The 15823-nt window shown below is 65.5% G+C and carries 18 protein-coding genes and 1 tRNA gene; 6 read left to right on the top strand and 13 right to left on the bottom strand.

The annotated features are described in order from the left end of the window. Positions 1-41: 41 nt before the first annotated feature. The gene (locus VGT77_RS11740; protein WP_327462771.1) at positions 42-908 is read left to right on the top strand and encodes an oxygenase MpaB family protein; all 867 of its coding nucleotides are present in this window, start codon (positions 42-44) and stop codon (positions 906-908) included. 12 nt (positions 909-920) lie between these two features. Here VGT77_RS11740 and VGT77_RS11735 read toward each other — a convergent pair. Both VGT77_RS11735 and VGT77_RS11730 read right to left on the bottom strand, forming a co-directional pair. Continuing rightward, a tRNA-Gln gene (locus VGT77_RS11735) sits at positions 921-995 on the bottom strand. A 52-nt stretch (positions 996-1047) separates the two neighbouring features. Further along, complete coding sequence (locus VGT77_RS11730; RefSeq protein ID WP_414713399.1) at positions 1048-2133, bottom strand: branched-chain amino acid aminotransferase; 1086 nt, start codon at positions 2131-2133, stop codon at positions 1048-1050. Between the two features lie 37 nt (positions 2134-2170). Here VGT77_RS11730 and VGT77_RS11725 point away from each other — a divergent pair, with 37 nt between their 5' ends. After that, positions 2171-2623: a MarR family winged helix-turn-helix transcriptional regulator gene (locus VGT77_RS11725; RefSeq protein ID WP_327462767.1), complete on the top strand. Its 453-nt coding sequence runs from the start codon at positions 2171-2173 to the stop codon at positions 2621-2623. Here the strand turns inward: VGT77_RS11725 and VGT77_RS11720 are convergent. Continuing rightward, positions 2616-3425 carry a pyrroline-5-carboxylate reductase gene (locus tag VGT77_RS11720; protein ID WP_327462765.1) on the bottom strand — a complete coding sequence of 270 codons (810 nt, stop codon included), beginning with the start codon at positions 3423-3425 and terminating at the stop codon, positions 2616-2618. The genes VGT77_RS11725 and VGT77_RS11720 overlap by 8 nt on opposite strands. 102 nt (positions 3426-3527) lie before the next feature. Between VGT77_RS11720 and VGT77_RS11715 the strand changes: the two genes are divergently transcribed. Next, a complete protein-coding gene (locus VGT77_RS11715) occupies positions 3528-4670 on the top strand; it encodes a GGDEF domain-containing protein (protein WP_327462763.1) in 1143 nt (380 codons plus the stop codon). A gap of 3 nt (positions 4671-4673) precedes the next feature. On the opposite strand, the gene VGT77_RS11710 is transcribed toward VGT77_RS11715, so the two are convergent. From VGT77_RS11710 to VGT77_RS11675, 8 genes are all read right to left on the bottom strand, one after another. Then, positions 4674-5183, bottom strand: a complete 510-nt coding sequence (locus VGT77_RS11710) for a YbjN domain-containing protein (RefSeq protein WP_327462962.1) — start codon at positions 5181-5183, stop codon at positions 4674-4676. 118 nt (positions 5184-5301) lie between these two features. After that, positions 5302-5571: an accessory factor UbiK family protein gene (locus VGT77_RS11705; protein WP_327462760.1), complete on the bottom strand. Its 270-nt coding sequence runs from the start codon at positions 5569-5571 to the stop codon at positions 5302-5304. Positions 5572-5583: 12 nt separating this feature from the next. Beyond that, positions 5584-6138: a TspO/MBR family protein gene (locus VGT77_RS11700; protein ID WP_327462758.1), complete on the bottom strand. Its 555-nt coding sequence runs from the start codon at positions 6136-6138 to the stop codon at positions 5584-5586. A gap of 54 nt (positions 6139-6192) precedes the next feature. Next, positions 6193-8109 (bottom strand): TonB-dependent receptor domain-containing protein, encoded by a 1917-nt coding sequence (locus tag VGT77_RS11695; RefSeq protein ID WP_327462756.1) that lies wholly within the window; start codon positions 8107-8109, stop codon positions 6193-6195. Between the two features lie 74 nt (positions 8110-8183). After that, positions 8184-8918 carry a TlyA family RNA methyltransferase gene (locus VGT77_RS11690; RefSeq protein WP_327462754.1) on the bottom strand — a complete coding sequence of 245 codons (735 nt, stop codon included), beginning with the start codon at positions 8916-8918 and terminating at the stop codon, positions 8184-8186. Between the two features lie 43 nt (positions 8919-8961). Then, positions 8962-9084 (bottom strand): hypothetical protein, encoded by a 123-nt coding sequence (locus tag VGT77_RS11685; protein ID WP_327462752.1) that lies wholly within the window; start codon positions 9082-9084, stop codon positions 8962-8964. A gap of 189 nt (positions 9085-9273) precedes the next feature. Beyond that, complete coding sequence (locus VGT77_RS11680; protein WP_327462750.1) at positions 9274-10470, bottom strand: DUF1343 domain-containing protein; 1197 nt, start codon at positions 10468-10470, stop codon at positions 9274-9276. Continuing rightward, positions 10467-11318 (bottom strand): GIY-YIG nuclease family protein, encoded by an 852-nt coding sequence (locus VGT77_RS11675; RefSeq protein WP_327462748.1) that lies wholly within the window; start codon positions 11316-11318, stop codon positions 10467-10469. The genes VGT77_RS11680 and VGT77_RS11675 overlap by 4 nt, the downstream gene beginning before the upstream one ends. A 94-nt stretch (positions 11319-11412) precedes the next feature. Between VGT77_RS11675 and tyrS the strand changes: the two genes are divergently transcribed. Continuing rightward, positions 11413-12642 carry a tyrosine--tRNA ligase gene (gene tyrS / locus VGT77_RS11670; RefSeq protein ID WP_327462746.1) on the top strand — a complete coding sequence of 410 codons (1230 nt, stop codon included), beginning with the start codon at positions 11413-11415 and terminating at the stop codon, positions 12640-12642. A 126-nt stretch (positions 12643-12768) separates the two neighbouring features. Here tyrS and VGT77_RS11665 read toward each other — a convergent pair whose 3' ends face one another. Continuing rightward, the gene (locus VGT77_RS11665; RefSeq protein ID WP_327462961.1) at positions 12769-13281 is read right to left on the bottom strand and encodes a DUF1697 domain-containing protein; all 513 of its coding nucleotides are present in this window, start codon (positions 13279-13281) and stop codon (positions 12769-12771) included. 53 nt (positions 13282-13334) lie between these two features. Here VGT77_RS11665 and VGT77_RS11660 point away from each other — a divergent pair, with 53 nt between their 5' ends. Next, complete coding sequence (locus tag VGT77_RS11660) at positions 13335-13799, top strand: PA2169 family four-helix-bundle protein (protein WP_327462744.1); 465 nt, start codon at positions 13335-13337, stop codon at positions 13797-13799. Here VGT77_RS11660 and VGT77_RS11655 read toward each other — a convergent pair. Then, on the bottom strand, positions 13796-14245 hold the full coding sequence (locus VGT77_RS11655; RefSeq protein ID WP_327462742.1) for a hypothetical protein: 450 nt from the start codon (positions 14243-14245) through the stop codon (positions 13796-13798). The genes VGT77_RS11660 and VGT77_RS11655 overlap by 4 nt on opposite strands. 87 nt (positions 14246-14332) lie before the next feature. Between VGT77_RS11655 and VGT77_RS11650 the strand changes: the two genes are divergently transcribed. After that, a complete protein-coding gene (locus tag VGT77_RS11650; RefSeq protein ID WP_327462740.1) occupies positions 14333-15733 on the top strand; it encodes a leucyl aminopeptidase family protein in 1401 nt (466 codons plus the stop codon). Positions 15734-15823: the final 90 nt, after the last annotated feature.

The raw sequence follows: 15823 nt of genomic DNA, 5'->3' as shown, positions 1-15823 counted from the left end.
GCGGCGCTGGCAAGCAGCCGCGGCGACACTAAATGCGTGTCATGGTGCGAATGCTTGCTCTCCCTCTGCCGAACCTGCCGTTCAGCAGCTTGATCAAGGAGCGGATCGCGCGCGAAGTGGTTGCGATCTTCAACGATGGCCCACGGAGCGAACGCCCGGTGGTTCGGCAGAATGATGGGCTGTTCGGGCCCGCTTCGGTCACCTGGCGCGTACATGGCGACGTCACGTCGATGATGGTCGGCGGCATCGCCAGCCTCCTGCTGCAGATGCTCCACCCTAGCGTGCTCGCGGGCGTGTGGGACCATTCGAACTTCCGGACCGACATGCATGGCCGGCTCCGCCGAACCGCCCGGTTCATCGCACTCACCAGCTATGGCGGACGCGGGGACGCCGAGGCCGCGATCGCGCGAGTGCGAGCGATCCACGCCTATGTCGGCGGCACGTTGCCGGACGGCACCCCCTATCGTGCGGACGATCCCGAACTGCTCGCCTGGGTACATGTGACAGAGACCATCAGCTTCCTCGCTGCCTGGCGCCGCTATGCCGAGCCGGGCATGAGCGCGGCGGATCAGGATCGCTATTTCGCGGAGATGGCGGTGCTTGGCACGGCCCTCGGCGCCGACCCGGTTCCGCGCAACCGCACCGAAGCTCAGGCGGTGATCGCGGCAATGCGGCCGCAGCTCAAGGTGGACGATCGCACACGCGAGGTGTCGGCGCTGGTTCTGAACCCGCCGGCGCAGCGCCGTGCGCTCGAGCCGGCGCTGCGTCTGACGATGCAGGCGGCGATCGACCTGCTGCCCGGGTGGGCGCAGCGGATGCACGGCCTTGCCACGCCCGCGCCGCTGAAGCCGCTCATCCGCGCCGGCACGCTGGGGCTGGCGCAGACGCTCCGCTGGGCACGGCCCTGAAGATCAAGGAACTGGCTGGGGCGGGAGGATTCGAACCTCCGAATGCCGGTACCAAAAACCGGTGCCTTACCGCTTGGCGACGCCCCAGCAGGCGGGCGCCTCTATAGCGGCCGCCGATGCGGTGAAAACCCTCTAATCGCTAGACGATGCGTTCCATCCAGCCATGCGGATCGGGCGCGCGTCCGAACTGGATGTCGGTCAGCTGTTGGCGCAAGCTCTCGGTGACCTGGCCCGGTCCGCCGCTGCCTACGGTGAAGTCGAGATTGTCGGCCTTGACCCGGCCGATCGGCGTCACGACCGCGGCAGTGCCGCAGGCAAAGGCCTCGGTGAGCCGTCCGCTCGCTGCATCCGCCTGCCACTGGTCGATGGAATAAGGTTCCTCCTCGACCGTCAGTCCCTGGTCGCGGGCCAAGCGGATCAGCGAGTCGCGCGTGATCCCGGCCAGGATCGTGCCGCCGAGCGGGGGCGTGCACAGCCGCCCGTCTTCGAACACGAAGAAAACGTTCATGCCGCCCAGCTCTTCGATCCAGCGCCGCTCGACCGCATCGAGGAACACGACTTGGTCGCAGCCCTGACGCTGCGCCTCGGCGAGCGCCACCAGGCTGGCAGCGTAGTTGCCGCCGCACTTGGCCGCGCCAGTGCCGCCAGGCGCCGCGCGGGTGTAGTTGCGCGAAACCCAAAGCGTCACCGCCTTCACCCCGCCCTTCCAGTAGGAGCCAACTGACGAGGCGATCACCGCATAAATATACTCGGACGAGGGCTTCACCCCCAGAAACACTTCGCTCGCGATGACGAAGGGGCGCAGGTAGAGAGCGCCCTCGGGAATGCGCGGCACCCAATCCTTGTCGGCGCGAACCAGCGCGCGCAGCGACTCGCGGAAAATCTCCTCCGGCAGCTCCGGCATCGCCATGCGGCGCGCGGAGTCCTGGAGGCGGCGAGCATTAGCGTCGGGCCGGAACAGGGCTATGCCTCCATCGGGCAGGCGATAGGCTTTCAAGCCTTCGAATATCTCCTGCGCGTAATGAAGCACGGCGGTGGCAGGGTCGGTCGCGATCGGACCTCGCGGCTGGATGCGCGGGTCATGCCAGCCCTTACCGTCCGAATAGCGCACCAGCGCCATATGGTCCGTGAAGACGCGTCCGAAACCGGGATCGGCGAGCATGGCGTCTCGTTCGCCGGGCGCCACCGGCGTCGGGTTGGGCTGGTATTCGAAGGTCAGGCTCATCGTCCCCTCTTGCTTGCCGCCGCCTAGGGCCAATGGCATGGCGAAGGCAATGGCGTCCTTCCCATCCGCCCTGTTCCTTCGCGAGGCCGAAGTGCGCCGCGGGCTCGAACTGATGTTCGCAGGTCAGGCCGAACTCGCACGTGCCGTGGCGCCGATCCTGGCTGCAGCGAACCTCGGCCGGCCGCACCAGCGGGCGCTCTATTATATTGGCCGCCAGCCCGACCAGACCGTCGGGGCGCTACTGGGGAAGCTGGGAGTCACCAAACAATCCCTCAATCGCACGCTGACCGAATTGCTGGAGCGGGGGCTGGTGGAAGCACGGGTCGGCCGCGACGACCGGCGCCAGCGGCTGCTGCGGCTGACGGAGAGCGGGCGCGCGCTCGAAGGTGAGCTGTTCGAGGCGATGCGGGAACGCCTCGCCTCTGCTTATGCCAAGGCCGGCCAGCAGGCAGTCGGCGGCTTCTGGTCGGTGCTCGAAGGCCTCAGCTAGACGTTTCCTGACCCAGTTCCCGCGCGCGTTGCTCGGCGGCCGCGATCGTCTTCGCTATCAGTGCCGTCAGCGCCTGGTCCGTGTCGAGCACGTCCAACCCCTTGCGGGTCATGCCGCCCGCACTGGCCACGCGATCCGCAAGCTGATCCGGGTGCTCGCCTGACACCAGCGCCAATCCCGCTGCGCCGTCCGTGGTGGCCAGCGCCAATCTTAGTGCCTGATCCGCATCGATCCCGAGCGCTTCTCCCGCGGACCCGAGCGCGGCGATAAAGCGGAACACGAAGGCCGGGCCGCTGGCGGTCAGCGCGCTGGCAGCGTCGAACAGGGTCTCGTCCGCGAGCCATTCGCTCGATCCCAAGGGGGCGAACAGCTTCTCCAACCCGTTCCGCCTCTCACCCGCGGGCCCGTGCAGCAGCACGACACCGCGGCCGAGCGCTACCGGTGTGTTCGGCATTGCGCGAATGACCGGTCCGGCGCCGGGAAACCGTTGTCTGAGCGCGTCGAGCTTGGTTCCGGCGAGAATCGACACCAGCATCGTCCCCGGGCCGACGACCTCGGCAACCTCCGCCGCCACTTCGTCGAGCTTTTGCGGCTTCACGCCGAGCAGCAACAGGCTGGGCGGCGGCTCGCCTTTCGGAAACTGCGTCAAGGTCCGGACACCGGCCGCGGGAGGCTCGCCGCTCGGCCGCACCACCGTTATCGCCGACGGCGGCAGGCCAACCTCGAGCCAGCGGCGCAGCATGGCGCCTGCCATGTTCCCGCAGCCGATCAGCCAGATGGGGGCGTCCGTGGGCCAGTCCATGCCAGGCGCGTAGCGAGCGGCGGGCGCAGACGGCAAGTTCCCTTGCCATTTTTTTCTAGACCCGGCCCTCAAGAACCCGGCGCTGCTGCCGTATAGATCGACATGAGCACGCCCGTCCCCTCCGCCCGCGCCGTTCCAATCGATGCCGAGCCGGGGGTGAACCGGCGTACCCCGCACCAGGATGACGCCCGCCAGCGCGGTGGGCGGTTATCGCAGGCCGTGCGCAGCTGGTTCGGCAAGGAAGAGGCAAATGATGCCTCGGAGCCGTCGCTGTTCCAGCAGATCGGCATGTTCCTCGACGCGCATCAGCTCGAGCCGACGCCGCCGCACTATGAACTGGTCCATGGCTATCTGACCAAGGTCGACCGCAAGCTGGTCGAGGCGGTGGACAGAGCCATCGCCCGGCTCGGTCGGCTGACGCCCGAAACGGCGGAACTGATCCTGAGCGAAGTTCGCACTGACATGTCGGCGGAGATGCTCGCAGGGCTGATCGACAAGGCGCAGTCCGGCCTGACCCACATCGCCGGCCTCGCCCGCCAGTCGGGAGCCGATGCCAAGGCCTATGGCCAAGCGCTGGAGACGAAGGTCGCCGACCTGAAGGGCGGATCGCCCGACGAGACGATCGCCGCCCTGGTCGAGCTTACCGGCTCGATGATCGAGAAGACGCGCTCCGCCGAACAGCAGCTGCGCGACGCCGGCAAGCAGATGAATCAGCTGCGCGGCAGCCTGGCCGAAGCGCGCCGACTTGCGGAGAGCGATCAGCTGACCGGCCTCGCCAACCGCCGCGCCTTCGAGAACCGTCTGCGCCGGGCGATCATTCAGGCGCGGGAAACGGCCAAGCCGCTGGCGCTCGCCTTTTGCGACATCGATCATTTCAAGCAGATCAACGACACGCACGGCCATGATGTCGGCGACCGCATCCTGAAGTTCGTCGCCCAGCGCCTAGCCTCCGCGTCCGGCAACAACTGCTTCGTCGCGCGGCATGGCGGCGAGGAGTTCGTAATGCTGTTCGAAGGCCTAACCGCAGATCAGGCCTACAAGATCGTCGACACGGTCCGCGTCGATCTGGAGGAGCGCCGGCTGGTGGCGAAGCAATCGGGCGAGCCGATCGGTCGCGTCAGCTTCTCGGCCGGGGTGGCGGAACTTTCCGAAGGTGAGACCGGACGCACGATGCTGCGGGCGGCAGATCAGGCTCTTTACCGGGCCAAGCAGCAGGGCCGAAATCGCGTCGAGCTGGCGGGCTGAGGCTCAGGCCTCGCCCTGAGTTTCGATCAAGGCGGCGGCGATCGCCTCGCGGGGCGATTTGCCGCCCCATAGTACGAACTGGAACACCGGGTAGTAGCGCTCGCACTCGTCGATCGCGGACTCGATGATGCTCTCCGTCTGCGGCAGCGACATGCTCGGCTCATCGCCTTCAAGCAGCGCGGCGTGGCGGAACAGCAGGATGCCGCTTGCCGACCACAGCTCGAAATGGCCGAGCCACAGTTGTTCGTTGACGAGCCCGATCGTCTCGTAGAGCGCCGCCCTTTTGTCTTGCGGCACCTTGATGTCCGGCAGCGCGAGGAACTGCAGGACCCGGTCTTCGTCGCGCCAGACGCCCCGCAGCTCATATTCGGTCCAGCTGCCCTTCACCGTCGCGATGATCTCGTCGTCGGCGGAGCGCTCGTAGGACCAGCCATGCGCGGCGTAATAGCTTTCCAGCATTTCAATCGGGGCGGCGGTTTCGCCTTCGGCTTCTTCGAAATCTTCAAGCGTCATCATGGCCGATCCCCGGTAGCAGCCCCATGCCGGTCATGATCGCAGCGTGCGGTCAGGCCGACAAGCGCGCCCCTGTGGGCGAGTTCATAAAGCTGTGGATAGCGTTGGAACAAGCTGTTCAAATAACTGGCGGCTGTTGCGCCCCCGGGAGTGAGGCCTCCAACGACGCGACCCGCGCGCGCAGTGCCTCCGCCTCGTCTCGGGCAGCGGCCGCCATTGCCTTCACCGCCTCGAATTCCTCGCGGCTGACGAAGTCCATGCCGCCGATCCATTCCTTCATCCGCTCGCGCATCGAGCCTTCCGCCTCGCGGCCCATCCCAGCAACGGTGCCGGCAACGCCGTTCAGCATTTTGGCGAGATCGTCGAAAAAACGGTTTTCGGTCTGCATGGTCGCTCCTGGTCAACGCTCTATCTGGGTGCTGGCGAAGCCCGGCACAAGCTGTTCGGCGTCCGGGTTCAGCCGGCGAATGTCGTTGTTCAGCGCCGCCGCGAAGCACAGCCAGGCGAGGTAGGGCAGCATCAGCCAGGCCGCGAGCGGCCGGATGCGGCCGAAGACGAGCGTCGTCGCCAGTGCCGCCAGGAAGATTGCGCCGATCAGCCACAAGGCCGCCGTCACCTGGTGCAAACCGAAGAAGAGCGGGGACCAGGCAAGGTTCAAGGCCAGCTGAACGACGAACAAGGTGACGGCGGACCCGCGCAGCCGATTACCGCGGGCGTTCAGGATCATCGCCAGAGCAAGGCCCTGCAGGATATAGAGGACAGTCCAGGCCGCGCCGAATGCCCAGCCCGGCGGCATCGCCTCCGGCTTGGTCAGCATCGCGAACCACTGATTGTCATAGCCGGAGTTGGCCAGCCGACCGGACAACATGCCGAGCAGCAACACGGCCGGCACCGTCACCAGCGCACGGCGCAACAGCGCGCCTCTCAATTGTTCACGCGACGCGATCTCGCTCAACCGAACCTCCACCCTGTCGCGCGGCTCCCTAGCGCGGCGGCGACCAGAGTCGAGTCAGATGTCGGCCGAGAGGGTGATGCTGTAGCGCCTCGGCAGATTGTAGATATAGAAGCCGCTGCCGCCGACGCCCCAGCCGAAGTTGTTGAAAACGTTGCCGACCTGGGCGCGGACCAGCGCATTGGCCTTGCCGACCTTGAACCGGTAGCGGCCGCCCATCGAGAGCACGGCGCGCGGCGGCACGACGACGGTGTTCTTGATGTTGGCGACCCGTTCGTCCGTCTCCTCCACGATAGCGTCGATCGAGAAAGGGCTGTTGGGAAAACGATAATCGATGCTGCCGATGCTTCGGCGCTTGATCGAGGCGACCGGCTTGCGGCCGATGGTGCCCGCATCGACCAGTTCGCCGCTCACATCGGCGTCGAGGAACAGCGTGCCGGCGACCATATTGAGGCCCGGCAGCACCTGACCCGCGACCGAAATCTCGACGCCTCGGTGACGCAATTGCCCCAGGTTGCGGAAGCGCGACTCCATGTCGAGATTGTAGTAAGGCTTGGTGATCTCGAAGACGCCGACGATGGCAGTAAATCGAGGCGACACAGCCCAGCGGATGCCTGCATCCTTCTGCTCGGTCAGGATCGCCGGCGGCGCTTCGTTCCGGTTGACGGCCGCTTCGGGCGCGACGGGGCTTTCCTCGAGGCCCTTCGAATAGCTGGCATAGATGGCGATGCTGTCGCTCAGGTTGAGGGCCACATTCGCGGTCGGCAGCCAAGGCGAGGACTTGCTTTCGATATCCTCACGGTCGGGGAAATCGACCGCCTTCGAATAGTGTGACTTCTGGATGCCGACCCCGAACTCGCCGACTTTGGCCCAGCGCAGCTGATAGCCGAGGCCGAAAGTCTTCTGGCTGACTTGGTCGCGCGTCTTCTCTCCGAATACGAAGTTCGGGCGCGGCAGGAATTTGGGCTCGCCATAGACTGCGTCGCCGAGGGGCAGCACGGCCGTTCCCCCATAACGGCGCCGCTGCTCGCGTATCCTGACCGTTCCCAGCACAGTGTGCCGCCGGGTGCCCTCGTCAAAGTTCCGCGACAGGCGAACTTCTCCGGAGTTAGTGGCGAAGACGTTGTTCTGATCGGCAATGGTCAGCCGCTGGCCGTTGCCTTCACGGTCGATGTTGGTGATCAGGTCGAGGATATTCTGGTCGTCATGGACGACCGAGCGAAACGCGCCGGCGGCCAGATCGAAGCCGAGCACCGGCGCCTTGACGATCGCGCCCATATTCCAGTTGGTGCCCTCCGTCGTCGCCCAGGGCTGGCCAGCGAACACCTTGCGCTTCACGCGCGGAGGCAGGAACGCATTATTCTGCGTGAAGGCGAGCGTCTGCGCTTCCTGGGAGCTGGTCTGGATCGAGCTCCAGAAGCCGATCACCTCGACATCTTCGCGCGGCCGCCACACCGGCGTGACCGCCATCGAAAGATATTTTGGCGTGCCGCCGAAATGCTGCGGCTCGTCGAAATATCCGACCGCCGCCGCGACCCCCAGCCGCTCGCCGTCGAGAGGTAGCTGAACGTCCAGCTGGCCGACCTTAGCATTGTAGGGTCCCAAGCGGCCGACGACGCTGACCAGCGGCTTGGCGCCGGGCTTGCGCAGCGAATAGTCTGCGATCCCGGTGGGCGCCGGAAAGGGATAGCCCTGCGCGGCGATGCCGACGCGCATCGTCGAGCCATCCACCAGCCGGTCCGTCGGGTTAGCCTGCTGGAAGAAATAGAGTCCCTCCATGCGGGTGTTGCCCGCTTCGACCGCCGAAAAGCCCCGGACATTATACGGGTCGTAGATGCCGATCCGCTCGTCCCCGACGCTCTTGCCGAACGCGTCAGTGGACTGGGTGGTGGCGTTGTCGTCGGTCCGCTGAGCGAAAGCGGCAGACGGCGCGATCAGGGCGGCAACGGCCGCGCTCGACAGGAGGAAACGCATTGCGCCTCTTCACCGTCTCCGCTCCCTGCGGCGCGACGTTTTCGACCAGCGGCAACCGCTTTCGACCAGCAACATCAGCCTTTTCTGGCGGCGATCAGGAACTCGATATTACCTTCAGGGCCAGTGATCGGGCTTTGCACCACACCCTCGACCGGCCAGCCCGCGCTTTCCAGCCAGCTGCGCACCACGTCGCAAACGCGTTCGTGTACGAGCGGATCGCGGATGACGCCGCCCTTGCCGACTTCGTCGCGTCCGGCCTCGAACTGTGGCTTGATGAGCGCCATCAGACGGGCGCCTGCACGCGCAAAGCCGAGCGGCACCTCCAGCACTTTCGCAAGCGAGATGAAGCTCGCGTCGCAGACGATCAGGTCGATTGGCTCGGGAATGTGCGCGTGTGTCAGCAGGCGGGCGCTCAATTGCTCCAGCACGACCACCCGCGGATCTTGCCGCAGCTTCCAGGCCAGCTGGTTGGTGCCGCTGTCGACCGCATAGACCCGCGCAGCGCCGTTGGTGAGCAGCACATCGGTGAAGCCGCCCGTCGATGATCCGACATCAATAGCGAGCGCGCCCGATACGTCCCAGCCGAAATGGTCCAGGCCGTGGGCCAGCTTGACCCCGCCGCGCGATACCCATGGATGATCGCGGCCGCGCACCTCCATCGGTACGTCGTCAGCGAGAGTTTGTCCGGGTTTGTCGATCCGCCGCTCGCCGGAGAAGACTAGACCCGCGAGGATCAGGGCCTGAGCGCGGGTGCGGCTTTCGGCCAGGGCACGGTCGACGAGAAGCTGGTCGGCGCGCTGCTTGGCCATGCGCGCGGCTTAGCGACCCCCGATCGGGCCGCCAACAGTCAGATCAGGCGCCGCAGAGTTCGCGGGCCTTGCGGGCGAAATTCTCGGCCAGCGCCTGCCGGCGCATCGCCGCCTCCGGCGTCACCGCCTGGCGGGCGGCAGCAGCTTCGAATGCAGCGCGACGCATGTAATAACGACCGTTCGATTCCACAGCGACCTCTCCCCGGCGCTCAAAAGCGATCCCCATCGCCCTCGAACGAATGCTGCCCCGCAAACGTAAAATGATGGTTAAACCGGCCCCGAAGATTCTCGAAGAGCGGCAGAAATCATTTCGTCGGGATTCCAGCACGTTTCGGTTCAGTTACGGAACGCTTCCTCAATAAAGCAGGAAGGGCGCGCGCTCCTCGGACCAGGCAGCTTCATCGGCTCGGCTGAGCGAGTCGAGATCGCCCGGCTGCGAAGCCGGATCGTCGGCCCATTCGCGGAGCGCCGGGCCGCCGTTGATCACGTCTATGGCGAGCTTGTCGAACTCATATTCGTACGGGAAATCGCGCCACAGGGGATAGTCGGGATAGAGCCGCCTGATCGCCTTGAACGCGAGCGCCTGCAACCGCCACGGCTTGAACGCCCCGTGATCGTAGAATCTTCCCTCGGCATGGATGTGCAGCCCGCTGCACAGCGTCTTCACATGCTTGTGGAAGGTCGGCTCGAACCAGATCTCCCGCAGCGCGCAGCCGCCCAGCCATTCGGGCGCGAGCCGGCGCATCTCCGCCAGCACGGCCTTTGCATCGATGTCAGGCGCGCCGAACAGCTCCAGCGGTCGCGTCGTGCCCCGCCCTTCCGACAGCGTCGCCCCCTCAAGCATCACCGTGCCGGCATAAGCGCGTGCCATGTTGAGATTGGCGGCGTTTGGGCTCGGATTTATCCAGATGCGATCCGTCGGCCAGCCAAAGCCTGGCGCCGCATCGGGCGCATAGCCCTCCATCTCGATCACGCGGTACGCGACGTCGAGCTTGTAGTGCGCGATGAACCAGCGGCCGAGTTCGCCCAAAGTCAGGCCATGCCGCATCGGCATCGGCCCGGCGCCGACGAAGCTCTCCCAGCCTGGCCGCAGCGTCAGGCCTTCTATCGGGCGCCCCGCCGGGTTGGGGCGGTCGAGCACCCATACTTCCTTGCCATGCTCGGCAGCCGCCTGGAGGACGTAGAGGAGCGTCGTCACATAGGTGTAGATGCGGCAGCCCAGATCCTGCAGGTCGACCAGCATCACGTCGAACGTGTGCATCGACTGACCGGTCGGCCGCCGCACCTCGCCATAAAGGCTGAAAACCGGGATGCCATAGGTCGGATCGGTGAAGTCCGGCGACTCCATCATATTGTCCTGCAGGTCGCCGCGGACGCCATGCTGCGGCCCGAACATCGCCGAGACGTTCAGCCCGGCAGCGACCAGCGCGTCGAGCGAGTGGGTCAGGTCCTCGGTGACGGACGCCGGATGCGCGAGCAGCGCCACGCGCTTGCCTTCGAGCGGCTTGCGCAGATCAGGGTCGGCGAGCAGCCGATCGATGCCGAATTTCATGCGTCGCTTGCTGGCGGGAGTTCGAGCGCAAAGCAATCCGGATGATGGAAATCGGGCTTGTCGCCGGGAGGGTGGCGGAGCGCCCAATAGGATTTGGAGCCGTCCAGTTCCTCGATGACGGCGGAGAGGCCGACACGGGTGACGCCGGCCGGAAGCACCAGTTCGGCGGTCAACTGCAACCGATGCTCACTCCGATCGACGTGGATCGAGGGCGCCTCGGTTGCGAGCTCGGTCATCCCCTCGCGATAGCCGGTGAAGCCGTAGGCCGCCCATTCGGTCGAGGGCGAAAGGTTGAACTCGATGTAGCCACCCGCAGTCTGCGCAAAGACTTCGAAGCACGTGTGCTGCCAAAGATTGTCGCGGCGAGCTGGCGCAGCCGCGGCCGGGACACGAACGGCCTCGATTCCGCCGAGAAGACGGAAGCGCACGCGAAGACGGTCAACCAATCGCTTCAGATCGACTTCAAGGCCGAACGGTTGGCTGGGCAGTTGGGCAAGGTGTGGGTGCAGGAAGAGTTCTCCGCCCTCTCCACCGGTTCGGGCTGAGCCTGTCGAAGCCCTCCCTTCTTTCTTCGGTGATGCCGCAAGAGCAGAAATCAGGTCCCAATCTCCCCTGATCAGAGCAAGCTTCTTGGCCCTGCTCCAGCCCTTGATCCGCCGCTCGGCCTCCAGCGCTTCGTTCCGAGTGCCGAACTCCTGGCTCCAGACGAGATGAAGAGGATGACGAGCCGATGTGTATCCTTCATGGATGCCCGACTGATGCTCGGACCATCGCTGCTCCAGATTGTTGGTATGACCGACATAGAGTGTGCGGTCGTCACATTGGATCATGTAAGTCCAAAAGCTCATCCTCTCGGTAAAGAAGAAAGGGAGGGCTTCGACAAGCTCAGCCCGAACCGAGTGGGTGGAAGACTGCGGAATATCGGCTAACACCCCAGCCGCCATGACCGAATACCAGTCCGACCTCCTAAACCTGCTCTCCTCACGGGGCTATATCCATCAGGCGACGGACGCGGCCGCGCTCGATGCGCTCGCCTCGAAGCAGGTTGTTCCAGGCTATATCGGTTTTGATCCCACCGCGCCGTCGCTCCATGTCGGCAGCCTAGTGCAGATCATGCTGCTGCGGCGGTTGCAGCAGGCGGGGCACAAGCCGATCGTGCTGATGGGCGGCGGCACCGGGAAGATCGGCGATCCGAGCTTCAAGGACGAAGCACGCAAGCTGATGACGGACGAGACCATCCGGTCCAACGTCGCTTCGATCAAGACGGTGTTCGAGCGCTTTCTGGCCTTCGGCGAAGGGCCGACCGACGCGGTGATGGTCGACAATGCCGAATGGCTCGAACGCCTCGAATATATCCCGTTCCTGCGCGACATCGGCCAGCATTTCTCGGTCAACCGGATGCTGAGCTTCGACTCCGTAAAGCTGCGGCTGGACCGGGAGCAGTCGCTGTCCTTCCTCGAGTTCAACTACATGATCCTGCAAGCCTATGACTTTCGCGAGCTGTCGCGGCGGTTCGGCTGCCGGCTGCAAATGGGCGGCTCGGACCAATGGGGCAACATCGTCAACGGCATCGAGCTGACGCGCCGCGTCGACGGCGTCGAGGTGTTCGGCGTCACCACCCCCCTGATCACCACCGCCGATGGCGGCAAGATGGGCAAGACCATGTCGGGCGCCGTCTGGCTGAACGAAGACCAGCTCTCCGCATACGACTATTGGCAGTTCTGGCGGAACACCGACGACCGCGACGTCGGCCGATTCCTGCGCCTGTTCACCGACCTACCACTGGACGAGATCGCACGGCTCGAGACCCTCGAAGGCGCCGAGATCAACGAAGCCAAGAAGCTGCTCGCGAACGAGGCTACCGCCATGTGCCGGGGCCGCGCGGCCGCCGAGGAAGCGGCCGACACCGCGCGCCGGACCTTCGAGGAAGGCGCCGCCGGCGAGGCCTTGCCGACTCATAGTGTCGCGGGCGGCACGATCGGCATCGTCGATGCGCTTGTTGCTCTCGGCCTCGCCGCTTCGAAGAACGAAGCGCGCCGGCTGATCAAGGGCGGCGGTGCACGCGTCGAGGGCGAGCGGGTCGAGGACGAAGCCATGGCCATCGGCATCGGCGACCAGCCTGTGCGCATCTCCGCCGGCAAGAAGAACCACGGTTTGCTGGTCCGCGGTTAACGTTTAGCCAATCTCGTCATTGCGAGCGTAGCGAAGCAATCCAATCGGGCTGCGGCCGGCGCTGGATTGCTTCGTCGCTATGCTCCTCGCAATGACGAAGGTGAGTGCTCCGGTGCGTTCCTGGACTCAACCCAACTCAGCCGCCATCTCGGCCAGCCTCGCGACAGTGTTCATGTTGCGCGCCGTACCGCTCCGGGCAGTCGGCACGACCAGCTTGGATTTCCCCATCCCTGTCGGATAGTGGATGTAGAGCTCGCGCGTCCCGGCACTGATTTCTTCAGCCGTCCTGTGCCGTATGCTGCTAATGGCGTCCGGCGCAGGCGCTGAATCGAGGAAGAGTACATAGTTGAACTTCGGCTCCGCGACTGGGAACGGATTGGCGTCAAGCACCTGCTTCATCTCTTCTGCGGTCCGAAGAATGACCGGGATCGGCTTGCCCGCAAAGGCGGCAAGCGGCGGCTCGAGCTGGGTCTTGACTTCACTCTCCGTCAGATCGGACGCGAAGACGGCATTGCCGCTGGCGATGTAGGTTCGGGCATTCGCAAACCCTGCCGCGTCGCAAATCGCCTTCAGCTCCGCCATCGGCAGCGTTAGCCCGCCGACATTCACCGCGCGCAGCAGCGCCACATAGGCTGTCATCTGCACCCTTTCCGCCTCACGCTCGTTGTTCAGCCGATCCAACAAGGAGACACATGATGATCGGCTCGAACACGGACGTCACTACGCTCAACTCGCTCATCGCGACGACGATTGACAGCATCAACGGCTACCAGGAATCGGCCGACGCCGTCGAGAATCCGCAGTTCCGCGAGATGTTTCAGGAACTCGCCCGCGACCGCCAGCAGGTTCTGCCGCAGCTTCAGGCCGCCGTTGCGCGCATGGGCGGCAATCCCGAGGACGACGGCACCACTCTCGCCGCCGCCCACCGCACCTTTGTCGACCTGAAGTCGGCGATCACCGGCCGCGACGACAAGGCCGTGATCAACGAAGTCGAGCGCGGCGAGGATCATATCAAGCACAAATACGAAGCCGCGCTGAATGACACCGCCTTGTCGGCAGACGCCCGTCAAGTCGTGCAGCAGGCTTACGACTCGGTCCGCCGCGGCCATGACCGCGTACGTGACCTGAAGCACGCCCTCGAAGGCACCAACGCCTAAAAGCGGAGCTTGCCGCCGAACGTCAGGCGCGAGTCGCTGGCGGTGCGCCATGCACCGGCCAGCGCCGCGCCGACATCGCTCACTTCCTGCTGCCGGGCATCGACAGACAGGGTCCAGCCAGCGCCCTTGGAGTTCTGTCGGCGATAGAAGGAGCCGGTGACCCGCACGCCGCGTGATTGCATCGCCTTGCCCGAAACAATCGCCGCGGCACGGGCGGTTGCCGGATCGATCCGGTTGCCGTGTTGGAACCCGCCCAGCTCCAGCGCGCCATCTTCGCTCCACATGCCGAACATCGCGGCGAGGCCGCGGCTGCCCTGAGCCTTGCCGGTCACCGCCACGCCGACCTGGTCGTTGCTCGTCACCGGCACCAGCAGCTTGGGTCCGGCAACTGCCGGGCCAGCGCCAAGGCACAAAAGAAGCGGCACTGCCCGGATCAGCTTACGCATACGCTACTCGCACATTGCAGAACCGCGCTTTGCGGTCGCCTTGCTATATGCGAGGAGCCCTGACCTCTTGGTTTCGGAACAGGGTTAGTGAACTCTTTCAGCGAACTTTTGCAGCCCGATCGCGGCCAGCCCGCCCGCTCCCTTAATCTGGTCGACGCTGAAGGCTTCGACGAGTGGCTGAAAGGCCTGCCGCCGCGCGCGCGCTCTGCCGCGACGGCCCAGCGTTTCGCCGGCAAGGCTGGCGAACTGGCGATCCTGTCGGGCGATGATCCGGAAGACTGGTCGGCGGCCGTCGGCGTCGAACAATCCGGAACGCTCGGACCGTGGAGCTTGGCCAAGGCGGCCGAAGCCTTGCCCGAAGGCAGTTACCGGCTGGACGGAACGCCGGGCCAGGCCCTGCTCGGCTGGCTGCTCGCGCAGCATCGTTTTGAGCGATACCGTAAGTCCGAAGCGTCGTCCGGGCCCCGAGTGCTGGTCACCTCCGATCCGGCGCGCATGGAGGACGCCATCCGCCTTGCAGGCGCCGTGGCTCTGGTGCGGGACCTGGTGAATACTCCGACGGAGGACATGGGGCCGGTCCAGCTCGAAGCTCAGGCCCAAGCGGTCGCCAGGGCGGGCGGCGCCACCGTGCGCGTGACCAAGGGCGACGAGCTTGCGGGCGGCTATCCGCTGGTCCACGCCGTGGGCCGTGCCGCTGCAAGCGACCGTGCGCCCCGGCTGATCGAGCTGGAATGGGGCAACCCGTCCCACCCGCGGGTGGCGATCGTCGGCAAGGGCGTCTGCTTCGATACGGGTGGGCTCGACATCAAGCCGTCCTCGGGCATGCGGCTGATGAAGAAAGACATGGGCGGCGCAGCCCATGCGCTGGCCTTGGCGCAACTGGTGATGCAGAATCGCCTCCCCATCCGTGTTCACCTACTGATCCCAGCGGTCGAGAATGCGATCGCCGGCAACGCCATGCGTCCCGGCGACGTGCTGCGCAGCCGCAAGGGGCTGAGCGTCGAAGTCAGCAACACGGATGCCGAGGGCCGGCTGATCCTCGCGGACGCGCTCACCCGGGCAGGCGAGGAGTCGCCGGAGCTGATTATCGATTTCGCGACCCTGACCGGCGCGGCGCGGGTGGCGCTCGGCCCCGATCTGCCCGCGACGTTCGTCAATGACGACGCGCTAGCGGACGAACTGCTCGTCGCCGGCAAGGATGAAGCGGACCCTTTATGGCGCCTGCCGCTCTGGCCTGGCTATGACGAGATGCTTCGGTCCGACATCGCCGACCTCGACAATGCTCCCGAAGGCGGCATGGCCGGCGCGATCACGGCCGCGCTTTTCCTCCAGCGCTTCGTCGATCCGGGCACGCCTTGGGCGCATCTGGATACCTTCGCCTGGCGCTCTGCAGCCAAGCCCGGTCGGCCCAAGGGAGGCGAGGCGCTAGGGCTACGCGCCTGCTGGGAACTGCTTCGCCGCCGCTACCTTTCGGTCGCGGCTGGTTAATTTTCGATTCTTTGGCGAAACCGACGCCACCGACACGCGTTCGAGTCTCCAAGATGTAAAGCCATCCGGATCGACAGCAGCAGATGCCCG

The sequence above is a fragment of the Sphingomonas sp. genome, assembly GCF_035944535.1.
Classification (GTDB): domain Bacteria; phylum Pseudomonadota; class Alphaproteobacteria; order Sphingomonadales; family Sphingomonadaceae; genus Sphingomonas_B.
This window is presented reverse-complemented; position numbering and strand designations above follow the sequence as displayed.